Here is a 15,761-nt window from a genome sequence, read left to right on the forward strand (position 1 = left end):
GGAAGCGAAACGTCAAGTGCGAGTAGCGCAGTCCTGGCTGACGGAAATCCTGCAGCGCACCACCCCCGGGTGGTCGGTGACGCCGGAGGAGCTCGACGCGGGGTTCGTCCGGGTCGGCCTGGAGGTCGAAGAGGTCCAGCAGCTGCAGCGGGTGGGCGGCGAGATCGACCATCCGCTGGTTGTCGGCCGGGTCGCCGAGATCACCGAGCTGACCGAGTTCAAGAAGCCCATCCGATTCTGCAAGGTCGAGATCGGCCAGCCCGAGCTGCAGGAGATCGTCTGCGGCGCACGGAATTTCGTCGTCGGTGACCTGGTGGTCGTGGTGCTGCCGGGTGGTGAGCTGCCGGGCGGATTCAAGATCGCCTCGCGCAAGACCTACGGGCACACCTCCAACGGCATGATCTGCTCGGTCGCGGAACTGGCCATCGGCAAGGATCACAACGGCATTCTGGTGCTCGAGCCCGGCACCGCCGAGCCGGGCACCGACGCCAATGAGCTGCTCGGCCTGGACGACACCGTCATCGAATTGGCCATCACCCCGGACCGCGGTTACGCCTTCTCGGCGCGCGGTCTGGCGCGGGAGCTGGCCTGCGGTTTCGACCTGGAGTTCCAGGATCCGGCCGTGCGCTCGCTGCCCGACGCCGATGCCGAGGCGTGGCCGGTGCGGCTCGAGCCCGAATCGCTGTGCACGCGTTTCGCGGTGCGCAAGGTCACCGGTATCGATCCGAACGCCGTGAGCCCGTGGTGGTTGCAGCGGCGACTGCTGCTGTCGGGTGTGCGCCCGATCTCCCCGGCCGTTGATGTCACCAATTACGTCATGCTCGAACTGGGCCAGCCGCTGCACGCTTTCGATGCCGCGAAGGTATCGGGCGGACTCGTGGTGCGGCGCGCCAATAAGGGCGAAACCCTGCGCACCCTCGACGAGGCCGAGCGCACCCTCGATGCCGAGGATGTGGTGATCGCCGATGACTCCGGCGTCATCTCCCTCGCAGGCATCATGGGCGGCGCGAGCACCGAGGTCGGCGGGGAATCCACCGAGATCATTCTCGAGGCAGCGACCTGGAATCCGATTGCCGTGGCGCGCACCGCACGCCGGCACAAGCTGGGCTCCGAGGCCAGCCGCCGGTTCGAGCGCATCGTCGATCCGGAGCTCAATCTGGCCGCGCTGGACCGCGCCGCCGGTCTGCTCGCCGAGATCGCCGGTGGCACAGTCGAATCCGTGCTCACCGATGTGCGGGTGCCGGTTCCGGCCACCGAGCCCATCGCCATGGATATCGATCTGGCCGATCGCATTGCGGGCGTGCACTATGCGCCCGGCGCTTCCACACGCCGCCTGCAGCAGGTCGGCTGCGCGGTCGATGTCGGCGTCAGCGAGGCCGGACACGGCCAGCTGATCGTCACTCCGCCGAGCTGGCGGCCCGATCTGACCCAGCCCGCCGATCTGGTGGAGGAGGTGCTGCGACTGGAGGGTCTGGACAAGATTCCGTCGGTGCTGCCCACCGCCCCGGCCGGTCGCGGACTGACCGCCGAGCAAAAGCGCCGCCGCGCGGTCAGCAAGGCGCTCGCGTTCGAAGGCTGCGTCGAGGTGCCGGTGCCGGTGTTCATGTCCCGCGAGGTGTTCGACACCTGGGGCCTGCCCGCCGACGATCCGCGCCGCAACACCATGCGCGTGCTCAACCCCCTCGACGCGGATCGGCCCGAACTGGCCTCGACGCTGCTGCCCGGACTGCTGGAAGTGGCTGCCCGCAATATCTCTCGCGGTGAGCGTGATCTGGCCATCTACGGGATCGCCCAGGTGGTGCGCCGGACCGAGCAGACCGCGCCGGTCGGCCCGCTGCCGGTGGATCGCCGTCCCACCGAGGACGAGATCGGCGCGCTGCTGCGCTCACTGCCCGATCAGCCGGTACATGTTGCCGCCGTGCTGACCGGCAAGCGCGAACCGCGCGGACCGTGGGGCCCCGGTCGCGCGGTCGAAGCCGCCGATGCCTTCGCGCTGGTCGATGCGGTCGCGGAGGCCGCGGGTGTGGCCATCGAGCGTCGCGCCGTGGCTTTCCTGCCGTGGCATCCGGGTCGTGGCGCGGAGCTGCTGGTCGACGGTGCGGTGGTCGGCCATGCCGGTGAATTGCATCCGGCCGTGCTGGAGCGCTCCGGCCTGCCGCCGCGCACCTGTGCGGTGGTCATCGATCTGGATGCGCTGCCGCTGCGCGAAAACCGGCCCACCCCGGTGGTTTCGCCGTTCCCGGCGGTGCTGCAGGACGTATCGGTGAGTGTCGCCAAGACGGTTCCGGCTGCCTCGGTGGAGGCCGCGCTGCGTTCGGGTGCGGGCGAGCTGCTGGACAAGATCTCACTGTTCGACGTATACGAGGGCGCGCAGGCCGGTGAGGGTCGCAAGTCCCTCACCTATGCCTTGCGTTTCCGTGCCACCGACCGCACGCTGACCGAGGACGAGGCCAGTGCGGCCCGCGACTCGGCGGTCGCGGCGGCGGCCGCTGCCGTCGGTGCGGTGCTGCGCTAGTCGGAGCATGGAGCAGCGGCTCGTCGCAGGCACTTTCGGGTGTCGCGACGAGCCGCTGTCGTATCGAAGGGTAGGAAGGGCGTTATGCGGCATCCGGCACGGCCCTTTCTCAATGCGCTGACGTATGTCCCCGATCGGCGAATCGTCATGACGCCGGAGCAGTTCGGGGTCCCCTACGAGGATCTGTCACTGACCACCACGGACGGGGTGACCGTCAATGCGTGGTTCGTGCGGGGGGCCGGTAAACCGCTGGGGCACATACTGTTCGCGCACGGCAACGGCGGCAATATCGGGGACCGGTCGCCGATACTGGCGCTATTGTCGGCGGCCGGATTCGATGTGCTGGTCTTCGACTATCGCGGATTCGGCCGCAGCGGTGGGCGACCCAGCGAGGAGGGCACCTATCTGGATGCGCGCGCGGCGCGGGATGCCTTGCTCGCACAGCCGGACATCGATCCGAATCGGGTGGTGTACCTGGGGAAGTCGCTCGGCGGCGGCGTCATGCTGGAGCTGGCGACCGCGTATCCGCCTGCGGCGCTGGTGCTCATGTCGACCTTCACCGGGCTGCGGGATGCGGCGGGGGCCGTCTATCCGTATCTGCCCAAGGTGGTGGTGCCGAACGCGTACCCGAGTCTGCGGCGGATTCGCCACCTGCGATGTCCGGTGCTGATCATGCACGGCGATGCCGATGAAATGCTGCCCGTGCGGATGGGGCGCACGCTCTACGAAGCGGCTCCGGAGCCCAAGGAGCTGGTGATCTATCCGGGTGGTGCGCACAATGATCTGGTGTTGATTCCGGGGTGGTCGGGCACGGTCGCGGCTTGGGCCGCGAAGGTGCTGCCGCCCAAGCGGCTGACCTGACGGAGAATGCTTACTTTCGAATGATATTGGCGAGGAACTCGGCATTGCTGCCGGTCCGGCGCAGACCGTCGAGCAGCAGGTCCAGGGCGCGCTGATCGTCGAGGTCGGACAGTGTCCGGCGCAGCTTGTCGACGGCCGCGTGCTCGGCGGGATCCATCAGCAGCTCATCGCGACGGGTGCTGGAGCGGGTGACGTCGACCGCGGGGAAGACGCCCCGGCTGGCCAGATTGCGGTCGAGCTTGAGCTCGGCATTGCCGGTGCCCTTGTACTCCTCGAAGATCACCGTGTCGCCGAGCGAACCGGTCTCCACGAGTGTGGTGGCGACAATGGTGAGCGAGCCGCCGTGCTCGATATTGCGGGCCGCGCCGAGGAACTTCTTGGGCGGCAGCAGTGCGGCGGAATCCACACCGCCGGAAAGGATTCGGCCGGAGGCCGGTCCGGAGGTGTTGTAGGCGCGGGCCAGTCGGGTGAGCGAATCGAGCAGCACCACGACATCGCGGCCCTGTTCGACGAGTCGCTTGGCGCGTTCGATGGCCAGTTCCGCGAGTGCGGTCTGCTGCGCCGGCGAGTGATCGAAGGTGGCGGCGACAACTTCGGCGGGAACGCCGCGCGAGAGGTCGGTGACCTCCTCGGGACGCTCGCCGACCAGCACCATCATGAGGTGTACCTCGGGATGATTCGCGGCGATGCCGTGCGCGATCGCTTGCAGCACAGAGGTTTTGCCCGCCTTGGGCGGTGCGACGATCAGGGCGCGCTGGCCCTTGCCGATCGGCATAATCAGGTCGGTGACCCGGGTGGTGAGCTTGTTCGGCTCGGTCTCCAGGCGCAGGCGCTCGTCGGGGTGGATGGGTGTCAGTTCGCTGAAGTGCGGGCGGGAAATCGCTTCGCCGGCAGGTCGGGCGTTGACGGTGTCGATACGGACCAGGGTTGCGGTCCTGCTGCCCTTGGCATTCGACTGGGCGGGGGCGCTCGGGCGCACCAGTGCGGTAACGAGATCGCCACGGCGCAAACCGAATTCGCGAACCAGTCGGGTGGGTACCGAGATATCGGCGGGGTCGGGCAGGTATCCGCTGCTGCGCAGGGTTGCCGTATTGCCGTTGATATCGAGTATTCCCGTTGCGGGCGAAAGGGTTTCGATGGTTTCGAGGACCGGCGCAGCGGCCTTCTCGGTGGTCTTGGCTGGGTTGGACTTGGCTGCGGCGGCGCGAGTACGGGCCGACCGGGTTTCGGTGGTGGTCATGAGTGTTTCTCCTGTGAAAGGCATCCGGTGACGTGCACCGGGAGTGTGTATGTGGAACGGCCGCATACGACCGGGAGCGGGACGCCGGGACGGCAGGCCGCAAGGTGATCCGAGTGCGTGTCAGCGGGTAGCTCAGAGTTACTGCTGGAAATCTGACTCGGAAAGGAAGAAAACTCGTGGGAGGGACTTCGTCTACCTACATCCACGGGATTACAACACCGCCTACCATACGCGGTGCTTGCTGTCGGCGCAATGGTGCCGTGGCAAAGCCGTCCGCTGCGTAGCCTGGTCCGTATGAGCAATGCCGAGGATCTCGTGTCGGAATTGGCGAAGCTGCCGGACGCCGAACTGGCGGCAGCCGTGGCGCAGGTGACTGCCGGCCGGGCCGGCTTGAGTGCGCTGCACGAGGTGGCCGCGGCGGTGGCGGCCACCGTCGGTCATGCACCCGACTACATCGATGTGACTCCGGACACGGACCCGGCGCCCGGCTCGCCGCCGCTCGATGTTGCTGTCACATTGGACCAGGTAGAAGGGGGTCCGTTGGTCACCGGTCTGCCGGTACCTCCGGCCGGTATACCCACCGCGCCCGGTATCGGCGGGTATACGACAGCGGGCGTCCCTACTTTCGAGTCAGTTCGCGATAAGGTCGAGCAGCGCTACGGCACCGCACAGGGGATGGACGAGCTCGATCGGCAGACACCCGCGGGTCGTAGCGTCGAGGAACAGTGGGACGCGCGGCAGAAAACCGCGCGGGAACGCCTGGAACAGATTCGAAAATCGATGCACGGCAACGATAACGACTGAACTCGGCGGTCTTTTCTTGACGATGGGTGGAACCCTATGACCGAGCCGCGCGAAATCGCCGAACGGCTGCTCGACCTGCAAGTCGACTTCATTCTTGCCGAGGTGACCGGCGATCGCTTCGCCGAGGTGATCGGCCGCGATGTGGAGGCGGTGATCGGCATTGCCGACACCATCATCTTCCGCGATGTGGTGGAGCTCGATGAGGCCAAGCAGACCGTGGCCAATATTATCAATCTGATCGGCGGCAGCCCCGTCCTGCAGGAGATGGTCGGCCAACTGTCGCTCTCGCTGTATGACGATATCGCCGCCAATAACGACTACACCCTCGGCGACGTGGTGGAGCGCGAGCCGGTGGAGCAGTTGCTGGAGAAGATCTTCGGCATGCACCAGGCGCAGGAGCGAATCCTGGAGCGGCTCACCGAGAGTCCGCTCATCGCCACCGTGGCCTCCAAGTTCGTGGACAAGCTGATCTCCGATTTCATGGAGAGCAATCGGCAGATGGCGAACAAGATTCCGGGTGTCGGATCGCTCGTATCGCTCGGCACCTCAGCGGCCAAGCAGGCGCGCAAGGCCGCCGAGAAGGCCACCGGCGACGGCACCTTCCTCGGCGAAATGGCCGGCAAGGGAGCGCAATTCGCGCTCAAGCGCACCAATAACGCCATTCGCGAAATGCTGCGTGACGCCCCGGTGCACGATGCCGCCATGGAATTCTGGGATCTGCACGCCGGTGAGCCGGTGAGCGGTCTGCGCGAGTACCTCTCGCAGCAGGATCTGCAGGATCTGGCGCTGATCATCTACCGCATCGCCCTCACCACCCGTGAGAAGGAGTACTTCGGCATCCTGGTCGATCAGGGCGTGGAGGTCTTCTTCGAGAAGTACGGCGATCACACCCTGGCCGCGCTGCTGCCCGAGCTGGGCCTGTCCGGCGAGGATATCGGCAAGGAAATCCTGCGCTACGGTCCCGCCGTGGTCGAGGCCGCCAAGCGAAACGGTGTGCTGGCCAAGCTTGTTCGCGAACGCCTGGAGCCATTCTTCGTCTCCGATCAGGTCATCGGCGTGCTGGCGGAGGCTACCAAGTAGTAATCCGGCGCCCCGGCATGCCGCTGGGGCGCCGACCCCGCTGGAGGCGATATGGATCTACCGATCACCGGTGAGCGCCTCACAGTGCTGTCGCCCGGTCCCTTCGTGCTTGTGCTGGGCGCGGGCGCCTACGAAATCCATATCGAGGGTGAGCTGGTGGTCCATCGGCCCGACGCCCCCGCGCTGCACCATGTCATCGGTGAGCCACTCGCCGAGGATCTCGCGGCCACCCTGGACGGTGTAATCGTCTCCGCCGCAGCGGATTCCAGCGGTGCGCTCCGCATCCTCCTGGACTCGAGCCTGCAGATGGTGGTGGAGTTCGACCGCTACTACGAGGCCTGGCACGTCACCGTCCCCGGCATCTACCTCGTCGTCTGCATGCCCGGCGGCGAACTCGCGATCTGGTCCGAAAAGGCATGACCCGCACCATATATGGCCTGATTCATGCCGCATGCATTCCTACCTTGTGCGCTGCGGTCGGTGTGCGTGCCCAGCACGCGCACCGACCGCAGCGTATCCACGGCGTGCCGTATGTCGGTACGGCCCGCGGTGGTCGATGCACTGCGGCACGTTCTGCGGGTCGCCCATCATCAGCGACCCGAGTTCATGCCGTCCCCTCCGAGGCATCCCGTGGTGGCCGTGCAGCGTTGAACGGCCCTGGTGAGCATCGCTAGTGAGGAGCCCGTGCGTCAATCTGGATCCCTGTCCCAATTTGTCCCACTTGCACGGGTTGCGATAGTGGCCGGATGGTCTATGGAGTGCGTGCGAAGTCAAGCGAACCGCGCGGTAGGTTTGGCTCCGGCGGAACGCAACAGCGACATCGGATATCGGATCGGCAGGAGTAGCGAGGGTGGTCGAAGCACACTCGGCAATCGCGGGTGTCGTGCGGGTACGACGGGAGGCGCTCGGTTTGTCCCGTGCGGAACTCGCACGGCGAGCGGGAGTTTCGGAGGCGGTGATCCAGAAGGTCGAGCAGGGCACCCGGCAACCCACTCCGACCGCGCTCGCCGCACTGTTCGAAGCTCTGGATGTGCCGATGCAGTACCGCGACCACGCCGCGAACGTGCTGCAGCCGGAACTGACCGATATCCCTTATGACGGTGAGATACCGGACCAGGACGAACTGGACTTCCTGAACAGCCTGCCCTATCCGGCCTGCTACCAGACGGTCCCCGGACTCGATCTCATCGCGGCCAATGACGCCTACCTCCAGACTTTTCCGGGCCTGACACCCGGTGTCAACATCATTGCGTGGATGCTGCTCGACCCGATCGCCCGCCACGTCATGGGCGACTGGGAGCGCGAGACGCACCTCATGGTGTGGGCCTTCCGGCATATGGCCCCGGGTATCACCACCCCCGAGCACATCGAACGGATCACCGGCCTGTGCCGGGATGCGCCCGACTGGCAACGCCTCTGGTCGACGGACATCCCGCCCGCCGAGATCGGCCTCCGCCCCACCCGCGTGCGTTCGCCCGAGACCGGTGAGTTCACGCATATGCAGATCCAGCTTTTCGGCTGCGAGTTACCGCGCCGGCCGTGGTGGATGTACGCCCTGGTGCCCGCGCAGGCGATTCCGGCCTGACGGTAGGTTCGAGTGCCGGTGGCACGCACGAGAGTCATCGGTATCAGGCATGAAGGAGCGGTCGGAGTGTTCGAGGCGCATGCGACAATCGCGAGTTTTCTGCGCGTGCGACGGGAGGCGGCGGGGCTGACGCGTGCCGAGCTCGCAGGACGGGCGGGGGTCTCGGAGGCCTTGATCCAGAAGATCGAACAGGGCATTCGCCAGCCCACCTCGACCGCGCTCGCCGCGCTCTTCACGGCATTGGAGGTCGAGTCTCCGTACCGCGAACGGGCCGCCAGCGCACTGCTGCCCGAACTGACCGGGCTGCACTACGGCGAGCTGGAACAGGCCGAGCTGAATTTTCTGCGGACCCTGCCGTACCCGGCTTGGTATCAGACCGTTCCCGAGCACGACATCGTTGCGGTCAACGATGCGCATCGCCGATGGTTCCCGGGTGTGGAGCCAGGTGTCAATGCCCTCGCGTGGATGCTGTTGGACCCACGGGCCCGTGCGGTTATAGGTGATTGGGAGCGCGAGGTGCGCACCATGGTGTACGCCTTCCGGCATATGGGGCCCGGCGCAGCCGCGTCCGCCCGTGGCGAGGAGATCGCCGCCGTGTGCCGGCAGTCGCCGGACTGGGAGCGACTGTGGTCGGCGGGCCTGCCACCCGAGGGGGTTCCGCACCGCAGGACCCGGGTGCGGTCGCCCGACACCGGCGAGTTGACCGTGATGAACGTTCAGCTCTTCCGCTGCGAACTTCCGCGCCGTGAGTGGTTGATGTACACCATGACGCCCGCGCGCAGCGCCGAATAGCTCGCTACAGCCCGGCGCCGCAACGCCTGCCGGACAACCGTCGATCAGTTTCCGGCCGAGCGGCTGAGCACCGCGATCGGGAAGGTCCGGGTGCTCAGCGCCCGGTAGGTGGCGAAGTCGGGGTATCCGGCGACCAGTGTGCGCCAATGGGTTTCGTACTCGGCCGGCTCGGTCACCACGCGCACATCGACGGGCCAGTTCTCGGCGCCGACCTGGACGCGGGCGGTGGGGGCGGCGGTCAGGTTCAGCCACCAGTTCGGGGTGCCGGGGTGGCCGCCGTTGGAACCGGACACCAGCAGGTCGTCACCGGAGCGGATCAGCATGAGCATGACCGGGCGTGGTTCGCCGGATTTGCGGCCCGTGACGATCAATTGGAAGACCGGCTTGCCCTGCAGTGTGGCGAGCTTGGTCCCGCCGGATCGCGTGTAGATCCAGCTGTTCACGCGCGAATAGGTGCGTGCGCTCCAGCCGAGGTAGACGCTCGAGTAGTGATTGAACCGCCCGCTCATGGTGAGGGTGCCGGTTCCCGAATTCTTGCGTGCCATCTGTATCCCAATGCTCGACGCGGTGTAACGCGGCTCACTTTACATACTGTCCAGTGAGTCGTCGGGTAGCCGGCGACTACGGTGCGATCAGCTTCTGGATGGTGGCGTAGGACGGGATGCCGGTCGGGAGGGGCCCGGAATCGGCGACGGCCTGCGCGGTGTGCACGGCGGCGGCCAGGGCGGCTCGGTAGAGCAGGGAGCCGGTGCTGATGCGGCGCACGCCCAGCGCGGCGAGATCCGCGAGGGCGGGGCCGGTGGGGGAGAACAGAACATTGAGCGGTGCGGTGAGAGTCGAAGTCAGCGCCCGGATTTCGGTGGGGTCGGTGAGGCCGGGGACGAAAATGCCGTCGGCCCCGGACTTCTCGTAGGCCCGCACCCGTGCCAGGGTCGAGCCCGGATCGATGCCGAGCCAGTACGTGTCCGTGCGCGCATTGACGAAAAGATCCGGGGTGCGGGACTTTACGGCGGCGATGAGCTCCGCGTGCGTCTGTGGATCGGCCAGCGCGTCATTGTCACGACTGTCCTCGAGATTGATGCCCGCTATGCCCGCCGCGGCGAGCTCGGCGCAGAACTCGGCTACCTCGTCGGGATCGGTGCTGAAACCACCCTCGACATCGACGGTGACCGGGACCGGAAGACGGCCGAGTCGCTGTGCGAGCGTGAGTGTTTCGGCGCGGGTGGCGGCAGCACCGTCGGGCAGCCCCGCCGCCGCGGCCACCCCGAGGCTGGTGGTGCCGATGGCGGTGAAACCCGCGTCGGCGAGCAGGGCGGCGGAACCGAAGTCCCATGCGTTCGGCAGTACCAGCGGGGCATCACGGTGGTGCAGACTGCGGAAGAGCTCGGTCTTCGTCATTGCGCTGCTCCGGTTTTCGGCGGTGGACTACACGGATCAGTTCACGCAGGGAATATCCGAGCCGATGGTCGTGGTGACCGCCTTGCCATTGTCGGGGGCGTCGGTGGTGGTGGCGGCCGCGGCGGCGACCGCCTTGGCGGTCGTCGTGGTGCCGCCGGTGGTCGAGGCCGCCGGGTCGAGGGTTTCCGGAAGCTCGAAATCGGTGCCCAGGACCAGCTTGATATGGCCCGCGGTGACATTCGAGGACGGGCTGCTGGAAATGCCGCCGAGCATATCGGTGAGCTGCTGGGCGTCGGCGTCGGCGCCGGTGCCGTAGTAGATGACGGTGGAGGTGCCGTCCGAGGAGGTGGCATTGCTCACGTCACCGGTGGGAAATCCCTTGGCTCCCAGGGACTTCTGCAGTTTGGCCGCCATGCCGGGGGTGCCGGTGGCATTCACCACGTCGAGGGTGCTGGTGGGTGTGGTGCGGGGTGCGGCGGCGACGGCCGGCTGTTCGACACCGAACGCGCCGCGCACGGTCTTCTTGATGGCGACCGGATCGATGACGTTCACGTCTTGTCCGTCGACGGTGTCGTAGCGCAGGACGGGAAGGGTATTGAATTCGACCGACGGGGAACCCGCGCGGCCCACCGTGGTGATGAAATCGGTGAGATTCCACCCGTCCGACAGCACCACGTCCTTGTGCGCCACATCCATGAGCGCCTTGAGCTTGCCCAGATTGGTGAGCGTGCCGGAGTCCTTCAGCGATTTGGCCACCGAGGTGAGGAAGGCCTGCTGCCGGTGCGTGCGGTCGAGGTCGCCATTGTCCAGGCCGTGCCGCTGGCGCACGAAGGCCAGCGCGTCGGAGCCGTCGAGATGTTGCTTGCCGGCGGGGAATTGCGCCCCGGAGTAGTAGCTGTCGTCCACCGCGTGATTGAGGCAGACATCGACGCCACCGAGCGCGGTCGCCAGATCGTAGAAGCCGGAGAGTGACACCTCGGCGAAACGGTTGATGGGTACGCCCGTGAGCGCCTTCACCGTCTGCACGATCGACGTGCGACCGGCTACCCGGCCCTGTCGCTCGAGGTCGACCTTGTCGGTGACGCCTTGTGCCTTGAGCTTCTCCTCGACCATGTACTTCTTCAGGCCGTACGACTCTTTGATCTTGGCGTGGTCGTAGCCCGTGATGCCGGATACCGGTACGTAGTCGTCGCGCGGGATGGAGAAGGCGACGATCTTCTTCATATCCTTCGGAATATGCACGAGGATCAGGGAATTGGCGTTGTAGCCGCCTTCTGTCCCGTCGCCGGCGTGCAGCTGGTCGAGGATCTCCTTGGGCAGATCGTTGCCGTTGAGGTCTTTTCGAGTATCCAGGCCGATGAGCAGGATATTGATATCGCCGTCGAGGCTCTGGTCCTCCGCGGCGATGCCACCGGATCTGGTGAAACCCTGATCGAGGCTGGTCTCCCCGTACCAGACGGCACCGGTGATGCCGATCACCCCGACGGCGACCAGCGACATGACACCGCGGCCCGCGTAGCGCAGTCGTTTCGATTGCGCGGAGGCCGGAGCTTCCGCGGCGCGGCGATGCGAATTCGGCCGGGCGCGGCGCGTGCGCCGGGGTTCGGTCGGGGGCGTCTCAGCTGACTTGCGCGCACCGCCGGTGGGGCGGTAAACGGGGAGCTGTTCAGTGTCGTCGTCGTACATGGCTATGTCGAGTCTGCCGGAGGAGGACGTCGCTGTCAGATCGGCCTCTGATTATGCCGGATTAAGCACCCTCCGGTGAATGAAATTGCATAGATGTGCATAACAATCGCATGTGCGGCTCAGTCCTCGACGATGGCGATGGCGTCGATCTCGACCAGCATTTCGGCCCGTGGCAGGCCGGTGAAGACGGTGGTGCGGCTGGGCAGCACCGCGCCGCGGGTGTGTGCGGTGACGAATTCGCCGTACGCGTCGTTCATGACGGTGAAATCCTCACGCTTGGTGAGGTAGACGCGCAGCATCACCACATCGTCGAAGCTCGCACCGCTCGCCTCGACGATCGCCTTCACATTCTCGAGGGTCCGGATCGTCTGTGCCGCGACATCACCCGGGTACAGGTACTCATTGGTGACGGGGTCGACCGGACCCTGCCCGGAGACCTGGACGAAGGGGCCCTTGCGCACGCCCTGCGAGAAAGTGTGCGCGGGCGCGGGCGCCTTGTCGGTGCGGATGGCGATCTTCTGGCTCATGGTCGGGCCTTTCAGTGGTCGGGGCTTGTGGTGCCCGGGCTCGGACTCCAGCCGAGCTCGGTGGAGGCGGCATCGGCGGCGGCGCGCACCTGCGGCAGCATGCCGAGTACCTGGTCGTGATCGAGCAGCATGTCCGGCACCGACATCGACAGCGCGGCGATGACGGCGCCGGTGCCGTCGCGAATGGGGACGGCCACACAGTTGATAAAGCTCTCGTGCTCCTCGTGGTCCTCGGCATAGCCTTGGGCCACAACGAGTTCCAGCTCCGCTAGGTACTGCTCGGGAGTGCGGATGGTGCGATCGGTGAAGGGCCGGTACTCGATACCCTCGGCAATCGCGCGCCACTGTGTGCGCGGCAGCGCGGCGACGAGCACCTTGCCGACCGCGGTGCAGTGCAGTGCGGCGGGCCGCCCGATCCGCGAGTACATGCGGACGCTGTGGGTGGCGTCCAGTTTGTCGATGTAGACCGCCTGGCCGGATTCGTAGGTGGCCAGGTGCACGGTCTGGCCGGTGGCGGCATTGAGCGCGCTCAGGTGCGGCCGCGCCGCGATACGCACGTCGCGCCCCTCCAGTGAGCGATTGGCGAGCTCGAAAAGCCGTGAGCCCAGCCGGTATCGGTGCTCGAGGTCGTGGGTGACGAAGCGCTCACCCTCCATGGTCTGCAGTAGCCGCAGCACGGTGGACTTGTGCACGCCGAGCTGGGTTGCCAACTGTTCCAGGGACTTCGGCTCCTCACCGAGTTGGGTGAGGATGGTGAGGGCGCGCAGCAGGCTCTGGCTCATGAGGGGACATTCTCGGGGATGGGCTGCGGCCGGGTGTAATTCATTTCCGCCCATTCGGAAGTACTCGCGGCGGAGCGGGATTCGAGGGTCGCCAGCGGCGGCAGCTCGGCCACGTCCCCGGTGCCGGTGAGCGCGGCGGCGGCGCACAGATGTCCGAAGCGCAGCAGCTGCTCGTGTGGGCGGTCCTGCAGCAGTGCCGCCAGATATCCGCCCGCGAAGGCGTCGCCCGCGCCGATGCGTTCGGTCACGTCGAGCTGCAGGGCGGGGACCTCGAGCCGGACCCGGTCGATGTATCCGGTCACCGAATGCTTGTCGTTCTTCACGATCAGGTGGCGCGGCTGCGGGAAGAGAGCGCGCAGCTGCTCGGCGTCGCCGACTCCGAAAACCGCTTCGGCCTCGTCCGCGCCGAGGAACACCACATCACTGCCGCGAATGTGGCGGGCCAGGACCTCCTGCGCGGATTCGCTGCGCCGCTCCCAGAGGGCCGGGCGATAGTTCAGGTCGAAGCTGATCAGGCGCTGCCCGCGCGGCTGCGCGAGCAGGGCCTGCGTGAACTCGGTGGCAGTGGGCGATAGCGCCGGGGTGATGCCGGTGAAGTGGATGACACCGGCCCCGTCGAGCAGTCGCGCGGCCGCGGTGAGATCGGCGGGGGACAGGGCGCTGGCGGCAGATCCGGTGCGGTAGTACAGCATTCGGCTGGCCCCGGCGTCCAGATCGCCCGGCCGGGAGGAGCCGCTGCCGCGCTCCTTCACGTACACGCCGGTGGGCCGGGCGGGATCGACGGTGACGGCGGAGGTGTCCACGCCACGCGCACCGAGATGCCGCACCAGATACCGGCCGAAGCCGTCGTCGCCGACGCGGGAGATCCAGGCGGTCGGGATGCCGAGCTGCGCGAGCACCGTGGCCACATTCGCCTCGGCGCCCGCCGCACCGCGTTCGAAGGTGTGCGAGTCCTCCAGCGGGCCCGGCTGCGCGATCAGTACGGCCAATCCCTCGCCGACGGTGACCGCGCGCTTAGTCGCCTGGGTCACACCAATCTCCTTAGAACGGTTGCGGCTTTCGGTCTTCGTGTGCAGAATAACCACGCATAAACACTATGTGCAACACGCGTTGCAAAATACGCAATGCTATTCGGCTCTGAATCGGACGTACGAAATCGGAAGGAATGCCGTGGCTCTCGACAATGGCGTCGTCACAGCACTGGGCGACCGGAGGCTGGGACCGCAGCACAAAGCACTGCCGCCCGCCGCCTGGGGGCTGAGCGTGCGTGAATATCTGGCCACCGCACCGCATCTGGACGATTTGCAGACGCCGGTGCTGACCGTGGACCGGGCGGCCGTCGACTCGAACCTCGCCGTCATGGCGCAGTGGACGCAGCAGGCCGGGGTCCGGCTCGCCCCGCACGGCAAGACCACCATGTCGCCGCAGCTGTGGCGCGAGCAGCTCGACGCCGGCGCATGGGGCATCACCTTGGCCACGGTGTGGCAGGTGCAGGTGGGCCGCTCGTTCGGGCTGGACCGCATCATGCTCGCGAACGCACTAGTCGATCCGGTCGGATTGCGCTGGGTCGCAGACGAATTGGCGGGCGATCCGGACTTCGAATTCTACAGCTGGGCCGATGGCCTCTCGACCGTGCACGAGATGGAACGGATCCTGGAGTTCGCGCCAGAGGGTGTGCGAGTGCCGGTGCTCGTGGAACTCGGTGGGCCGCACGGCCGTACCGGAGCCCGCACCCTGTCCGAGGCGTACGAGGTGGCCGAGGCCATCCACCACTCGCCGCGGCTGGTGCTTGCCGGTGTCGGTGGTTACGAGGGTGCGCTGGCGCACGACCGCACTCCGAAAGGGCTTGCGGCCGTCCGGCATTACCTCGACGAGGTCGGCATTCTGCACCAGGAGCTGGCGGCGCAGGGACGCTACGAGGGTCGCGCGATTCTCACTGCCGGTGGCAGCGCCTACCCGGATCTGGTGGTGGAGCGGCTCGCTGGACTCGCGGATGAAGAAGGCACACAGGGTGTTCCGACCACGGTGGTGCTGCGCTCGGGCGCGTACCTGATCCACGACGACGGCTTCTACTCCGATATCTCCCCGCTCACGGCCGGCGGTGTGGCGCTGACCGGCGACGACCGCCCGCTGCGTGCGGGCATGCACGGCTGGGCGCGCAGCGTCTCCCGGCCGGAACCGGGGCTCGCGCTGCTCGATGCGGGCAAACGTGATCTCCCGTTCGATGAGGGGCTGCCGGTCCCGCAGCGTAGTGCGGGACCGGCAGCGAAACCGCTGCCCGAGGGGGCCGTGGTGACGGCCCTCAATGACCAGCACACCTTCCTGCGACTGCCGGACGGCAGCGATGACGCGGTGCCGGTGGGTTCGGTGGTGCGACTGGGGCTTTCACATCCGTGCACGGCCTTCGACAAGTGGCGGCTCATTCCGGTGATCGACGACTCCGATGCCGAGCGGCCGCGCATCGTCGATTTCCTGCACACCTTCTTCTGAG

14 protein-coding genes and 1 pseudogene are annotated in these 15,761 nt (G+C 66.8%); 8 read left to right on the top strand and 7 right to left on the bottom strand.

The window, feature by feature from the left end; genetic code table 11:
- Nucleotides 1–16: 16 nt before the first annotated feature.
- Both pheT and JWN03_RS01575 read left to right on the top strand, forming a co-directional pair.
- Nucleotides 17–2,515, top strand: a complete 2,499-nt coding sequence (pheT, locus tag JWN03_RS01570) for a phenylalanine--tRNA ligase subunit beta (protein WP_297608527.1) — start codon at nucleotides 17–19, stop codon at nucleotides 2,513–2,515.
- A gap of 84 nt (nucleotides 2,516–2,599) precedes the next feature.
- On the top strand, nucleotides 2,600–3,376 hold the full coding sequence (locus JWN03_RS01575; RefSeq protein ID WP_297608529.1) for an alpha/beta hydrolase: 777 nt from the start codon (nucleotides 2,600–2,602) through the stop codon (nucleotides 3,374–3,376).
- 10 nt (nucleotides 3,377–3,386) lie between these two features.
- Here JWN03_RS01575 and rho read toward each other — a convergent pair.
- Nucleotides 3,387–4,610: pseudogene (gene rho / locus JWN03_RS01580) on the bottom strand (transcription termination factor Rho); the annotation flags it as partial.
- A gap of 300 nt (nucleotides 4,611–4,910) precedes the next feature.
- On the opposite strand from rho, the gene JWN03_RS01585 reads away from it, so the two are divergent.
- The 5 genes from JWN03_RS01585 to JWN03_RS01605 all read left to right on the top strand — a co-directional run bounded on the left by JWN03_RS01585 (nucleotide 4,911) and on the right by JWN03_RS01605 (nucleotide 8,877).
- The gene (locus JWN03_RS01585) at nucleotides 4,911–5,420 is read left to right on the top strand and encodes a PspA/IM30 family protein (RefSeq protein WP_297608531.1); all 510 of its coding nucleotides are present in this window, start codon (nucleotides 4,911–4,913) and stop codon (nucleotides 5,418–5,420) included.
- Between the two features lie 36 nt (nucleotides 5,421–5,456).
- On the top strand, nucleotides 5,457–6,500 hold the full coding sequence (locus tag JWN03_RS01590) for a hypothetical protein (RefSeq protein WP_297608533.1): 1,044 nt from the start codon (nucleotides 5,457–5,459) through the stop codon (nucleotides 6,498–6,500).
- Nucleotides 6,501–6,551: 51 nt separating this feature from the next.
- Nucleotides 6,552–6,920 (top strand): DUF6188 family protein, encoded by a 369-nt coding sequence (locus tag JWN03_RS01595; protein ID WP_297608535.1) that lies wholly within the window; start codon nucleotides 6,552–6,554, stop codon nucleotides 6,918–6,920.
- A gap of 430 nt (nucleotides 6,921–7,350) precedes the next feature.
- Nucleotides 7,351–8,085 (top strand): helix-turn-helix domain-containing protein, encoded by a 735-nt coding sequence (locus tag JWN03_RS01600; RefSeq protein WP_297608538.1) that lies wholly within the window; start codon nucleotides 7,351–7,353, stop codon nucleotides 8,083–8,085.
- Between the two features lie 66 nt (nucleotides 8,086–8,151).
- Nucleotides 8,152–8,877, top strand: coding sequence for a helix-turn-helix domain-containing protein (locus JWN03_RS01605; protein WP_297608541.1), 726 nt, complete (start codon nucleotides 8,152–8,154; stop codon nucleotides 8,875–8,877).
- Between the two features lie 44 nt (nucleotides 8,878–8,921).
- Here the strand turns inward: JWN03_RS01605 and JWN03_RS01610 are convergent, their stop codons facing one another.
- The 6 genes from JWN03_RS01610 to JWN03_RS01635 form a co-directional block, all read right to left on the bottom strand.
- The gene (locus JWN03_RS01610) at nucleotides 8,922–9,422 is read right to left on the bottom strand and encodes a nitroreductase/quinone reductase family protein (RefSeq protein ID WP_297608544.1); all 501 of its coding nucleotides are present in this window, start codon (nucleotides 9,420–9,422) and stop codon (nucleotides 8,922–8,924) included.
- A gap of 76 nt (nucleotides 9,423–9,498) precedes the next feature.
- On the bottom strand, nucleotides 9,499–10,275 hold the full coding sequence (locus tag JWN03_RS01615; RefSeq protein ID WP_297608547.1) for an isocitrate lyase/PEP mutase family protein: 777 nt from the start codon (nucleotides 10,273–10,275) through the stop codon (nucleotides 9,499–9,501).
- A gap of 36 nt (nucleotides 10,276–10,311) precedes the next feature.
- Nucleotides 10,312–11,961 carry an LCP family protein gene (locus JWN03_RS01620; RefSeq protein ID WP_297608549.1) on the bottom strand — a complete coding sequence of 550 codons (1,650 nt, stop codon included), beginning with the start codon at nucleotides 11,959–11,961 and terminating at the stop codon, nucleotides 10,312–10,314.
- 119 nt (nucleotides 11,962–12,080) lie between these two features.
- Nucleotides 12,081–12,488, bottom strand: coding sequence for a RidA family protein (locus JWN03_RS01625; protein ID WP_297608551.1), 408 nt, complete (start codon nucleotides 12,486–12,488; stop codon nucleotides 12,081–12,083).
- Nucleotides 12,489–12,499: 11 nt separating this feature from the next.
- Nucleotides 12,500–13,270: an IclR family transcriptional regulator gene (locus JWN03_RS01630; protein ID WP_297608552.1), complete on the bottom strand. Its 771-nt coding sequence runs from the start codon at nucleotides 13,268–13,270 to the stop codon at nucleotides 12,500–12,502.
- Nucleotides 13,267–14,301, bottom strand: a complete 1,035-nt coding sequence (locus tag JWN03_RS01635) for a sugar kinase (protein ID WP_297608554.1) — start codon at nucleotides 14,299–14,301, stop codon at nucleotides 13,267–13,269. Before JWN03_RS01635 ends, JWN03_RS01630 begins: the two co-directional genes overlap by 4 nt.
- A 139-nt stretch (nucleotides 14,302–14,440) precedes the next feature.
- Here JWN03_RS01635 and JWN03_RS01640 point away from each other — a divergent pair, with 139 nt between their 5' ends.
- Entirely contained in the window at nucleotides 14,441–15,760 is a 1,320-nt protein-coding gene (locus JWN03_RS01640) for an alanine racemase (RefSeq protein ID WP_297608558.1), read from the top strand.
- Nucleotide 15,761 lies beyond the last annotated feature (1 nt).

This window comes from Nocardia sp. (assembly GCF_025465275.1).
GTDB lineage: Bacteria > Actinomycetota > Actinomycetes > Mycobacteriales > Mycobacteriaceae > Nocardia.

Excerpts from the sequence above, each read along its gene's own strand:
- JWN03_RS01630 (WP_297608552.1), bottom strand. The coding sequence starts at position 13,270 with ATGAGCCAGAGCCTGCTGCGCGCCCTCACCATCCTCACCCAACTCGGT.
- JWN03_RS01575 (WP_297608529.1), top strand. The coding sequence starts at position 2,600 with ATGCGGCATCCGGCACGGCCCTTTCTCAATGCGCTGACGTATGTCCCC.
- JWN03_RS01585 (WP_297608531.1), top strand. The coding sequence starts at position 4,911 with ATGAGCAATGCCGAGGATCTCGTGTCGGAATTGGCGAAGCTGCCGGAC.
- JWN03_RS01610 (WP_297608544.1), bottom strand. The coding sequence starts at position 9,422 with ATGGCACGCAAGAATTCGGGAACCGGCACCCTCACCATGAGCGGGCGG.
- JWN03_RS01590 (WP_297608533.1), top strand. The coding sequence starts at position 5,457 with ATGACCGAGCCGCGCGAAATCGCCGAACGGCTGCTCGACCTGCAAGTC.
- JWN03_RS01620 (WP_297608549.1), bottom strand. The coding sequence starts at position 11,961 with ATGTACGACGACGACACTGAACAGCTCCCCGTTTACCGCCCCACCGGC.
- JWN03_RS01615 (WP_297608547.1), bottom strand. The coding sequence starts at position 10,275 with ATGACGAAGACCGAGCTCTTCCGCAGTCTGCACCACCGTGATGCCCCG.
- JWN03_RS01625 (WP_297608551.1), bottom strand. The coding sequence starts at position 12,488 with ATGAGCCAGAAGATCGCCATCCGCACCGACAAGGCGCCCGCGCCCGCG.
- JWN03_RS01595 (WP_297608535.1), top strand. The coding sequence starts at position 6,552 with ATGGATCTACCGATCACCGGTGAGCGCCTCACAGTGCTGTCGCCCGGT.